Origin of the sequence: Thermocrispum sp., from assembly GCF_002919275.1 — a bacterium.
Taxonomy (GTDB): Bacteria; Actinomycetota; Actinomycetes; order Mycobacteriales; family Pseudonocardiaceae; genus Thermocrispum; species Thermocrispum agreste.
The window spans coordinates 92,579-104,031 of sequence record NZ_PKFA01000021.1 but is presented as its reverse complement, the minus strand read 5'-3'; the positions used below and the strand labels follow the sequence as shown (position 1 = coordinate 104,031).

Sequence of the window (11,453 nt, the reverse complement as noted above, 5' to 3'; positions counted from 1 at the left end):
GGCGCACCCTTTCGAAGCGCACGAAAGTGCAGGCAATCGCAAGCAAACAACAATGTAGCCTTCGCACCGGGCCGAATCCACCACACCGGCGAGAGGTAGTCCGGTCGGGCACAGACCTGGCCCACCAGCGCAACACACCCGGATCGCGGGATTGCACAAAGCGTCGGGTTATCCCCCAGGAAAGCAGGGATGACCCCCTTGAGCCCGCTTGCCGTTCTCGCCACGCTTGACCGGTGACGGGTTACGCACTGGTGTTCTCCGCGAAGGCCGGGCGTCTGCCACGGCTGCTGCGCATGCCGACCCTCGCCAGCGCAGCCTTCCGGTACGACCTCGAGCGCCGGCTGCACGACGAGGTCGCGATCGGCATGTCCGCGATGGCCGCGCAGCTCGACCTGGTCGCGGTCACCGCGAGCGACCCCGATCTGCACGCCAGGATCGGCACCCTGCGTGCCACCTTGTGCCGCGTCGTGGACTTCGTCCGCGACGTCGGCAAGAGCATCTATCCACCCGTCCTCGGCGGCGCCGACTTCGGCGCAGCACTGCGCGCCGTCGCCGACCATCGCGATCTGAAACTGCAGCTCGATCTGCCGCCGTACGAGTTGACCGCGCAGACACGCGCCCGGGTGGGTCTTTTGGTCAGTGATCATCTGAATACGCTCAGTCCGGGCACCGTGGTCAGGGTGCGAGTCCGGGGCAGGAGGTTGGTACGGGTGAGCATCACCGAGAACCCGCAATGTCGCCGTTCGCGCAAGCGCTGGTGGGGGGCGGCTCGGCCATGAAGGTCGCCATCGCCGAGGACGGCGCCCTGTTCCGCGAGGGCCTGGTGCTGCTGCTGGAAGCCGCCGGGCACGAGGTCGTCGGCTGCGTCGGGGACGGCGACGCACTGTACGGGATCGTGTCGACCACCGACGTCGACGTGGCCATCCTGGACATCCGCATGCCGCCGGAGCCGGACGGCGGGCTGACCACCGCGGCACGGATCCGCGCCGCGAAGCCGGACGTCGGGCTGCTGCTGTTGTCCCACTACGCCGAGACGCACTATCTGATGAAGGCGCTGGAGATCGGCGCGGAGCGGATCGGCTACCGGCTCAAGGAACGCGTCGCTGGCGTTCAGGTGCTGGCCGACACCCTGGACCGGATCGCCGCAGGCGAGATCGTCATCGAACCGGTGCTCGCCAAGCGCCTGGTGCAGAACCCGTCCGAACGCACCGACAGCCCGCTGGCCAAGCTGACCGACCGGGAGCTGGACGTGCTGCGGCTGATGGCCGAGGGCCGGTCCAACACCGCCATCGCCAAGGAGCTGTACGTGTCGGTCAAGGTGGTGGAGAAGCACATCGCGTCGGTGTTCACCAAGCTCGGCTTGCCCAACGACCAGACGATGCACCACCGGCGGGTGCTGGCGGTGCTGACCTACCTGCGCGCATCCAAGATCGACGGCAGCTGACCACGCCATGCGGAAGTCCAGGCGGCTGCCGGAGTCGTGGCCGGGAGCGGCACGCATCCTGCATCAACTGCAGGAGCAGCATCAGCGCGCCGCGGCCAGGGCCAAATCGCTGCAGGCCGAGCTGGCCGCCGCGCACGCCAACCACGCGGAGGTCCGGGCGCTGGAACGCCGGCGGCTGGTGCAGGCCGTCACCGCGACCACGTTGCGCGATCTCGACCAGGTCCGCTCGCGCTTGTGGCGCTTGCGCGACTTGCTGGCCGAAGGCCTGCCGCCGGAGCCTGCCATGCAGGAGCTGGCGAAGATCCGCACCGCGCTGGACGAGATGATCGACAGCTTCCGCACCACGGTGCGCGGCGTGTACCCGGCCATGCTGCCGGACCGCGGGCCGCGTGCGGCGCTGGAGGAGCTGGCCGCCACGCTGCCCCGGCCGGTGCGGTTCGACGGCGACCTCGGCAGGCGCGTCGAGTGGCAGATCGAGTCGGGGCTGTATCACGCCGTCGCGGCGGTGTTGAACCTCTACGCGGGGACCCACGACGGCGCGGGTGAGCGGTCGGCCGCGCGCTCCTCGCCGATCACCGTGGTCTTCGGCCGCGACGAGGCGCTGCAGGTGCGCATCACCGCAGAGATGGACGACATGTCACTGGCGGACCTGCGCTCCGCACTGGCTCACGACGCAGCGCGCCTGGCGGTGCTCGGCGGCGCGATGCGGTTCGCCATGACCGGTAACCGCGCCACCGTGGACATCACGCTGGCGAAGCAGGTCCTGCCCCCCGACCTGGACACCGTGCCGTCGCAGTACGCGACTAGCGCGGTGTTCCGGCAGGTGTGGGAGCTTGCCAGGCAAGGACGCCGTTACGTCGGTTACGGCCCGGAACGGGCCGCGTGGCTCGCGGTGGCCGAACGCATGTCGAAGCTGCCGCGCATCGCGGTGGTGCTCGGCACCGCCCGCGAGGACCCGACCCTGCCGTCGGTGCCGTACGTCAACGTCATTCAGGTCCACCAGGCGCCGAACGCCTCCCTGGCCGAGGAGTTCCTGGCCGACGACGGCCCGCGCGGGCGCGTCGACGCCGTCGTCTGTCTCGTGCCGCCGGACACGGACTTCCGGACGGCGCTTCGGTACGGACGGCATCGCGTGATGCTGATCGAAGCCGACGACGTGGCCGTCGTCGCCGACGTAGCCAAGCAGCTGCAAGCCCAAGCGCCGACCATCGCGGCCCGGCGCGCTTTGGTGTCGATACGGGAACTGGTGCAGGGCCTGCCCGCGGACCACGAGCTGCGCCGGGCGTTGGATCAGGTCAGTGCCGAGCGGCACGAGTTCGCCGAGCTCGACTTGCTCGTCGAACTCACCGCCCAGGACACCCCGCTGCTGCGGACCGCAGGCGAAAAGGTGCGGGCCGCGGCGGCGCGGCTGCTCGGTGCGGAAGGGCCCGAGCCGTGGATGCGGCTGGGCTTGAGCCCGAACGCGGACAAGGCAGTGGTCCGTGCGACGGCGCAGCATTCTGCGCGCTATTGGCGTTCCCGTGCGCAGTTGCCGACCACGGGCGGCAAGGATCGGGAGGTGTACGAGACGCTCGCCGCCACCGCCGAGCGCCTGGTCGACCTCGCCTGACACGGCGGTTCCCGCAGGTGTCAACGCGCAGCGGTGGCCGCCGGGACCAGCATCCGGCGCGTGTCGGCCAAGGCGTCCTTGCGGTTCCGGCGAAGCACCGCCGCGGCCAGGAGCCACCCGAGGAACGCTCCAGCCGTGTTGGTCAGCAGGTCGTCCACGTCGAAGACGCGGTACACCATCGGCGCGGTACCGAAGTTCGCCGTCAGCTGGGTGATCTCGACGGTGAACGACACCAGGGCACCCGTCTTCACGGTGCTGCGCAGACCCTTGCGCCACACGAGGCGCAGGAACATGCCGAGCGGGACGAACAGCGCCACGTTCAGCATCGCCTGCTGGAACGTCTGCGTGCTCACCGCATTGAGCAGGGTCGGCGCCAAGCCGTACTTGCGCATCTCCGTGCCCACGTCCTCGATCCACTGCAGCGGAACGAGCTGAACGGTCTGTTCCAGCGGCGGCGTCGTCGGGCCCGGCAGCGGGAACACGACGACCGCGACCGCGAGACAGCAATACAGGAGGAAGGCACCGACCGCAATCATCCGGCGAAGGTCGACTGCGCCGCGCCGGACGTAATCGACCAGCGCATACGAGGGCAACATCACCGCCGCCACGACGACAAATCCGATACATCCGTAAACGAGTGCGATCAGCTGCGCTTCCGTCATGCCGATGACGGTATGGAAATCGCGTCGCCGGCACTTCGGTCGAACAGCTCGAGCGCGCCAGGAACCCCTCGGCCGATCGGCCGAGGGGTCGGCGGCCACGCCTCGGCCGATTGCCCGAGCGATGACATCACAGCAGGTCAGAGGGCATCGCCTGGACGCAGGCTTTCCGGTGCGACGAAGGGCACAGGCTTGTCGTGGCCGCCCTGACCCTTCATTCCACCACACCTTTTCGACAAACAGATCCAATGTCCGGAAAATGGATCGTTCTGTCGAATTCTGCTGATCTCAGCGCGATGCGCCGTGGTCACCACCGAGATGACTTGCCTTTCGCAGGCGGCGAAGCCGCGCGCGCCGAGTTGCCGCTGGGGCTTTCGCCGTTCCGCCCAGGATCGGGCGGGCGATGGTCGTGCCGGGACAGCGCGGAGTAGACGTGGAAACGATCGAGCGGTGACAGCGGCCCGCGCGGCGGGTTCGCCAAGGCATGCGCGGCCAGGTCGGGTTCCGGAGCCAGCTGGTAGCGCTTCAAGTAGTAGGTGGTCGCGGCCGACCACACCCACCGGCCGTCGCTGTACAGGTCGGCCGGGACGGCGTCACGGTGCCCGGCGATCACGTCCGGCAACCGGTTCTCCGCCAGCAGCACGACGTCGCCGGACTCCAGGAACTGCACCATCGCGGCATGCTGGGCGGGGTCGACGACCAGCTCGCGGTGCGGGTTGAACCACGGGCCGGACGGCTGCGAGCCGTCGAACGTCCGCGCCACCCGAATCGGGGGTGGCGGCTCGCGCGACCACAGCAGGTCCGAGGCGCGCAGGGCGGACTCGTGATACGGCGGCAGCGCACTGTCCGGGGCGAACACCTCCACTCGCGGCGAGTCCATCGGGCTGACCAGCACCTGCTGCGCCGCCTGGGCGATGGCCGGGAGATCGGCTTGTCCGTCGGCTTGCACCAGGTACAGCCGTTGCCTGCCGTTGCGCATCGTCGCCCAGCAGGCCTGGGTGCCCGGGATGCCGCTGACCACGCCGACGACGGCGCGGTCGGCTTGCTCGTGGCCGCGCAGCTGCGGAATGAAGTGGTGGGCGGAAGACTGCTGTGGCTGTCCGTCGAGCGCCTGACGCAGTTCGTCGAGCCGTGCCATGTCCCCCGCCGCCAGCGCGTCGCGCGCCACCGCGAGCCAGCCGTCCGGCGCCCGCCCGGCCAGCCCGAGCAATTCGTGGTGGGCATCCATCGCCATCGTCATCGTGCCGGTGTGTCTCGCTCGGTTCGATCTCAATGCCTGCTTTTCGTGTCGTCGTCTGTTCGTTCCGGTGTCGCCGGCGCCGTCACGGTCGAACGGGCTGGCCCGGCGCCTTCGTCGTGCGCTGCACCGACCGGAGCGACGAAGGCGCGTGCGGGTGCAGCTGGCCGGGGAGCCGGGGCTGCGGCCCTGGCATGCGGGCCCGCGCGGATCCGGGCGTGTCCGTGGTCGTCGCCCCATGCGGGCCGGTGGCCGCGGGGCCACGGCCGAGCCGCTTCGGCGGCACCACCAGGCTGGCCGGCGGAGTGCCCGGCTCAGGCGCACCGGACGCTTCCGGGTGTGCCGGCACCTGAGGGAATGCTTGCGACGCCGCCGAAGGCGAAGGTGGTTTCGTGGGTGGTTGATTCGTCGTGGCCGTTCCGTGCCCGTTCGGCGTGCCGTCTATCGATCCTGATTTCAGGTCCGCTGCCCCCTGCGGTACCTGCCCCGAAGGACACGGAGCTTGCGCTGCCAGGCCCGGACCGAGCTGCCCGGCGTACGGACCGGGTACTTGCGGAGTCGCCCCTGACGCAGCCAGGGGTGCATCGGTTGCAGGCATCGGAGACGCATCGGGTGGCGGCCCGGGCGGACCGGCCGGCACGGGGAAGGAACCGGTGACCGGCCCGGATGGCTGGTGGAGGCCGGCTGCCACGGCGACCGGCGACGCCTTGCCGGTGGCCCTCCCCGGACGTGACCCCTTCTCGTCGCCACGACGCTTGGCGAACAGCCGTTTCCGCCACCACGATTCCGCCTTGGCTTTGGTCCCATCCGTGGATCGCGACTTCGGCGGCGGCGGCAACGGGGCAGGCGCCGGCCGGAAGGACACCCGGACCAGGATCGGCCGTGCCGGTATCACCCGGCCGTCCTGGGTCACGGCGACCCGGCCCGAGGGCAGGTGGTCCGCTGCGGCCGGGGAGCGTTCTTTCGCCTGCTCCTGCGCTTCGTCCCGCCTGTCCTGCTCTCCGCCGTCCGGATCCCGAGCAGCCCAGCTCCCGCCCGGCGTCGGGCCGGTGGTCGCGAGTGATTCGGCCGGGCCGTCACCTGACCCAGGCGGCCGGGCGGGTGACCCCGCCGGGCTACCACCTGACCGAGGCGACTGCGACTGAGCCGGCCGTGACGGGAGGATGACGCCGGGGTGCTTGGCGTCCCACTTCGGCAGCGGTCGCGGTGGTTGCGCTCCGCCGACCGGCTGCTGCGGCTGCTTCGGTGTGCTTGTGGCGGCCGCGCTCGAAGACCGGCCCGCCGGTGTCGTTCCGGCCGTGGCCGCCTCGGCGGCTTTCGCCTGCTGTCCGGGTTCGGCCACGATCGCCACCTCCGGGGCACTCGCCGCCTCGGCGGCTTTCACCTGCTGTCCCGGTTCGGCCACGATCGCTGCCCTCGGGGTCTTCGCCGCCTCGGCGGTCTTCGCCATCGCTCCGTACGTGGTTGCCGACGGGGGCTTCCACGCCGTCGGCACGGAACCCACGAAGACCGGGGCCGGTGGCCGAGCCTGGCCTTTCGCATCGTCCGCCTGCTCCGGCTCGTCCTTCGGGTGGTGGTTCGCCGAGTCGTCCACGACGTCCGCAGCTTCCGCCTCCTCGTCGTCGGGGACGTCGCCCTCGCCGGAATCGTGGCTGTCGTCCTGGCCGAGGACGTCGCGGTCGTACTCGTCGCGGTCGTCCGTGTCGGCGTTCTCGAGTTCGCCGGGCTGGCTGGCCCCTGGTTCGTCGGCGAGGGCTTCTCCGGTGGCATGCTCGTCCGCCGGGTCGACCACGACGTCCTGCTCGTCGAACTCCTCGACGTCCTCGACCACCACCGGGTCGTCGGCGGCCGCCAGGTCCGTCGGCTGGCCGGCCTCGTCCTCCTGCAACCCCGGCATGTCCGGCGCGGGCTCGTGCTCCTGCCCGGCGGACGCCTGGCCGCCGGGCTCATCGGCTTGGGCAGCGGTTGCCGAATCGTCGGCATCGGCAGAGCTTTCGCCTTCCGACGATGCGGAGACGATCGGCAGGCCCGGCTTCGGCGCGGACGCGGTGAGCCCTTCCGGCCACGGCAACGGCTCACCGACGACTACGGCGTGCCTGCTCAAGGCAAGCGCTCGCCCCGCGGTGGGACCGACCGGCAGGATGCGCAGGCAGGGCACGTCCTCCGGCGGAACGATGTCCAGGACGTCGTCCAGAGATTTCACGACATCCGTAGGCAGGTCCGTACCAGGCGCGGACACCACCAGGACGTCGAAGAACGATCCCGTCTCGCCCTGCCACTCCGCGCGCGCGGGCACGGAGTCCGGCCGCACCAGCAGCCCGCGTGGCACGACATCCAGCCGCCAGCCGTCGGCCAGCCGGTACGCCGCCATCTCGATCTTCGTCAGCCCCGGCGGGGCGACCCAGCGTTGCGCCTTCGGCGACTTGCCGGGCTCGAAAAGGCTCTCCTCCACCCACGGCTGCCAACGCTCGGCACCGCGCTCGTCGACGAAGATCATCGATCCGCCGGACGGCACACCGTGCACCGCCCGCACCGGGGAGTTCAGCTCCTGAGCCACCTCGGCCGCCTGGACGGGACCGCCGTACCACGACAGCACGGTCACTTCGCGGACCTGCTTCGGCAGGGCCCGGACGACGTTCGCCACCACCCGAGGCGACGGGTGCTGTTCGGCGGGAGCCCCGACGACGACGAACACCCTGTCGTCCTGCGGTGGCTCGCTGTGCAGCTCGTCGGCGGACAGGTCACGGCCGCCCGGGCGGCGCACCCACACACCACACGGGATGCGCTGGATGTGCGCCCCGGGGACGGCCAGGTTCTCCGGGATCACCGGCCGCACCCCTGGTGCCTCGGCCGGGTGCTGCGCATCGGGCTCGACAGGACCAGCAGCGGCTTGCGCAGCACTCCCCGTGGAGCCGTTCGTCTCGTCCACCCGCCGCCTCCTTTCACCTGGCCACACGGGGCACGACACGCACACGGTTCACAAACCGTCCGGGTGACCGTGGTCGCTGTGGAGCACGCCACGCGGAAGGCGACAGTGATCGAAACCCGGACGACGCGCCGCGGGCGGGCGGCGTCCGCTAGGACAGCGTCACCCCGACCCGGGTCGCCCTGCGACGCGCCGCAGACGGGCGGCGTCCGCGCTCGCCCGATCGAACGACCACGAACCGGGTCACCCGGACCGCACGTCCAGGCACCGGACGGACCGGTCCCGGTCAGGCCGATCCGGACTGCGCCGCGCCCTGTCCGTACGGGACGATGCCGGAGATGGTGGTCCCGTTCGACGACGAATCGATGCGCACCTGCCCACCGACCGCGGCGATCCGCGAGCGCAGATTGAGCAGGCCGGACTTCAGTGCCGCGTCGGTGAACCCGGGGCCGTTGTCGGCGACGGCGAATTCCAGCCCGTGTGCGCCGTCGCGCACGGTGACCCGGATGGTGGCCCCCGGCGCGTGCTTGTGTGCGTTGTTCACCGCCTCCAAGCAGGCGAAGTACACCGCGGCCTCGACCGCGGACGAGTACGTGCGGCGCAACTGGCTGATGTCCAGCGACACGTCCGAGTGCTCGGCCAGCTCCGCCTCCAGGCCCGCGGCCAGGCCGCCGGAGGCCAGCGCCAGCGGCAGCACCCCTGCCGCGGTGTCGATCAGCACCCGCTCCGCGGTGTCCAGCCGGGTCAGCAGGTTGGGCAACCGCTCGTGGATGGCGTCGGCGGAATGCTCGGCCAGCGCCATCATCATGCGCAGCGACACCAGATGGTGCTGGGCGCCGTCGTGCAGGTCGCGCTCCAGCGCGCGGCGTTCCTGCTCCATCTCCACCGTGACTCGCCAGCGGTGGTCGAGCAGTTCGCGGGCCGCGAGGTCACCGGCCCGGCGATAGTGTTCGGTCTCCACCGCGAGCCGGACTGCCAGCATGGGCGCGCCGAGCGCTTCGATCAGCGTCGACAGCGGACCGATGTCGTCCGGCGACAGGGAGATCGCCCCCTGCGGCACTCCCCCGAACTCCACGTCGTAACGCGCCCACTGCCCGGCACCGAGGCCCCACCGGAAGTGCTGGCCGGCGACGCTGACCACGCACCCGGTCGCCTCGACCGCCGTGCCGACGACGGCTGCCAGCTCCTCCGGGTTCGGCGCCCCCGACAGGCGCGACAAGTAGGCGGCCAGCGCCTCGGTCGCGTACCTGTCCCTGCATCGCACCGACCGATCGTAACCAGGCCGGCCGTCACCGGTCGGTGCCCAAGGGGCCGCGGCCCGGCGGCTCAAGCCGCCTCGATGCCCGCCGACCGGCGCAGCATCCCGAGCAGCTTCCGCATGTCGGCCTCGTCCACCGGATCGGTCGCCACGTCGACGGCCTGCTCGGCCAGCTTCAACGGATTCCTGCCCAGCCTGGTCAGCACCCGCACCAGCTCGGGAAGCAGCACGGCACGCTGCTCCGGGGTCGCCGCCTCGCTGTCCAGGGCCCGTTGCACCAGGTCCGCGGCGAGCAACGGCTCACGGCCGGACAGCTCCTTGCGATGATCGACCAGCCAGGCCACCGTCCACGCGTCCGCGGGCGCGGTCACCGCGGCCAGCTGGTGCGCGACCACCTCGATCGGGCATCCGCTGCCGGACAGCGCTTCGGCCGCCCGGCGGTGCGCCACCGTGCGCGCCGCCTCGGACCACCGCTGGTACAGCGCTTCCCGCTGCAGCGGATGCCGGAAGGTGACCGCGTCCTCGGCCGGTTCCAGGATTCCTGCGGCGATGGCGGCCGCCACGTGCTCGGCGACCTCGAGCGGCGCGGCGTCGGCCACCGCGAGCAGGTGGCTCACCGCGAATTCCTGCCCGAGCAGGGCCGCCGTCGACAGCAGTCGGAGCGTCTCCGGCACGACGAACTGCAACGTCCGGTCGACGATCGCCTGCATCCTCCGCGACAGACCTGGCTCCTCGGCGTCCACGTCGGCCACGCCGTCGGAAATGTGCAGGACGCCGCGCCGGAGCAGATCTTCGGCCATCGCGGTGGCGAACAGCGGGTTGCCGACGGCCCGCCGCAGCACCGAACGCAAGGTGGCGCCGGCCCGCGCGTCCAGCATGTCCTCGACGAGCCCGACCACGTCGTCGTCGCAGAGCCGGGACAGCTCGACGACGTCGGCACCGCGAGCCCGCAGACAGCGCTTCACCGTGGCCAGATCGGACCTGCCGTGGCCCGAGGATGCCGCCGCGACGAGCAGCAGCGGCAACTGGCGGGTGCTCGAAGCCAGGCGCTGCCACACGACCACGCTGGCCTCGTCCGACCAGTGCATGTCGTCGACCACCACCGCCAGCGGCCCTCGCGAGCACGCTTCGCGGACGAAGTCGACGAGGTGATCGGCGGCGGTCTCCAGCACGTCGTCGTCGACGTCAGCGGGAACGTCGAGCACCCCCGCATCGGGGCCGAAGCACGCGGTGATGGTCCGCAGCGGCTGATTCCGGTGCGCCGGATCGGCCACCGCCCACGCCAGCTGGAAGCCCCCGCGACCGGCTGCGGCCAGCGCAGCACCCAGCAGGGCGGACTTGCCCGCCCCGGGCTCTCCTTCGACGAACAGCACCCCGCCGCGGCCGGCCAGCAGATCGGTGATCAGCTCGTCGAAGTGGGCCAGCTCGTCGTCCCTACCGCGCAGGCGAACGCCGTGGCCTGCGGCTTTGCACCGGGCCGGGGGCGTCACGCAGAGCCAGCCGGTGTGCCGCGCGACGGGGTGCGCACCGGAACCGGTGAGCAGTTTCCGGTGCAGGGCGTGCAGTGTGTCGGAAGGTTCGACCCCGAGTTCGGCGCGCAGGACACGGTGCGCGGTGTAGTACACCTCGAGCGCTTCCCCGGTGCGGCCGTCCCGATGCAGTGCCTGCATCAGCGCCGCGTACAGCGATTCCCGCAACGGATGTCGCTCGGTCAGCTCGGTCAGCTCGGGGATCAGCTCACGGTGCCCACCGAGCGTCAGCATCAGCTCGGCGCGCAGCTCGAGCGCACTCAGCCGCAGCTCTTCCAGCCGGGCGCGCTCCCGCTCGGCGAACGGGCCGGGCACGCCGAGCAGTGCGTCCCCCGACCAATCGGCCAGCGCCTCGTCGACCAACGACAATGCCATCTCGGGACGGCCGCGGGCCACGGTGCGGGCCTGCGCGACAGCCTGCTCGAACCGGGCCACGTCGACCGCGTCCCTGTCCACGACGAGGCGATACCTGCCCTGCTGGGACGCGAGCACTTCCGTCGGGTCCACCGGAGCCCCGGTCGAGCGCAACGCGCGACGCAGCCCGCTGACGTAGGTGTGCAGGCTGCCACGCGCGCTGGCCGGCGGCGCACCTCCCCACACCCCGTCGAGCAGCTCCGCCACGGTGACCCAGCTGCCGGACCGGCCCACCCCACGGCCGGCCAGGATGGCGAACACCGCCACCTGCCGCGCCTGCCCGAGTGCGACCTCGACCCCGTCCAGCCACGCCCGTGGCTGGCCGAGCAGCTGCACCCGTAGGCCGGAGACGTCCTTGGGCACGTCGACAAACCTCC

General features: G+C 71.3%; 8 protein-coding genes. 3 read left to right on the top strand and 5 right to left on the bottom strand.

The genetic code is table 11. The features are described 5' to 3' along the window. Positions 1 to 233: 233 nt before the first annotated feature. The 3 genes from CXP56_RS05000 to CXP56_RS04990 are packed head-to-tail and all read left to right on the top strand — an operon-like array spanning position 234 to position 3,053. On the top strand, positions 234 to 779 hold the full coding sequence (locus CXP56_RS05000) for a histidine kinase (RefSeq protein WP_286900068.1): 546 nt from the start codon (positions 234 to 236) through the stop codon (positions 777 to 779). Further along, on the top strand, positions 734 to 1,444 hold the full coding sequence (locus CXP56_RS04995) for a response regulator transcription factor (RefSeq protein ID WP_245566552.1): 711 nt from the start codon (positions 734 to 736) through the stop codon (positions 1,442 to 1,444). Before CXP56_RS05000 ends, CXP56_RS04995 begins: the two co-directional genes overlap by 46 nt. Before the next feature lie 7 nt (positions 1,445 to 1,451). Next, positions 1,452 to 3,053, top strand: coding sequence for a hypothetical protein (locus tag CXP56_RS04990; RefSeq protein ID WP_028846631.1), 1,602 nt, complete (start codon positions 1,452 to 1,454; stop codon positions 3,051 to 3,053). A 20-nt stretch (positions 3,054 to 3,073) separates the two neighbouring features. Here the strand turns inward: CXP56_RS04990 and CXP56_RS04985 are convergent, their stop codons facing one another. The 5 genes from CXP56_RS04985 to CXP56_RS04965 all read right to left on the bottom strand — a co-directional run bounded on the left by CXP56_RS04985 (position 3,074) and on the right by CXP56_RS04965 (position 11,439). Continuing rightward, positions 3,074 to 3,715: a VanZ family protein gene (locus tag CXP56_RS04985; protein WP_051309732.1), complete on the bottom strand. Its 642-nt coding sequence runs from the start codon at positions 3,713 to 3,715 to the stop codon at positions 3,074 to 3,076. 304 nt (positions 3,716 to 4,019) lie between these two features. Then, entirely contained in the window at positions 4,020 to 4,952 is a 933-nt protein-coding gene (locus tag CXP56_RS04980) for a hypothetical protein (RefSeq protein WP_051309734.1), read from the bottom strand. Between the two features lie 82 nt (positions 4,953 to 5,034). Next, complete coding sequence (locus CXP56_RS04975; RefSeq protein ID WP_286900064.1) at positions 5,035 to 7,878, bottom strand: hypothetical protein; 2,844 nt, start codon at positions 7,876 to 7,878, stop codon at positions 5,035 to 5,037. A 283-nt stretch (positions 7,879 to 8,161) separates the two neighbouring features. Next, the gene (locus CXP56_RS04970; RefSeq protein ID WP_051309736.1) at positions 8,162 to 9,139 is read right to left on the bottom strand and encodes a sensor histidine kinase; all 978 of its coding nucleotides are present in this window, start codon (positions 9,137 to 9,139) and stop codon (positions 8,162 to 8,164) included. A 62-nt stretch (positions 9,140 to 9,201) separates the two neighbouring features. Continuing rightward, positions 9,202 to 11,439: an ATP-binding protein gene (locus CXP56_RS04965; protein WP_051309738.1), complete on the bottom strand. Its 2,238-nt coding sequence runs from the start codon at positions 11,437 to 11,439 to the stop codon at positions 9,202 to 9,204. Positions 11,440 to 11,453: the final 14 nt, after the last annotated feature.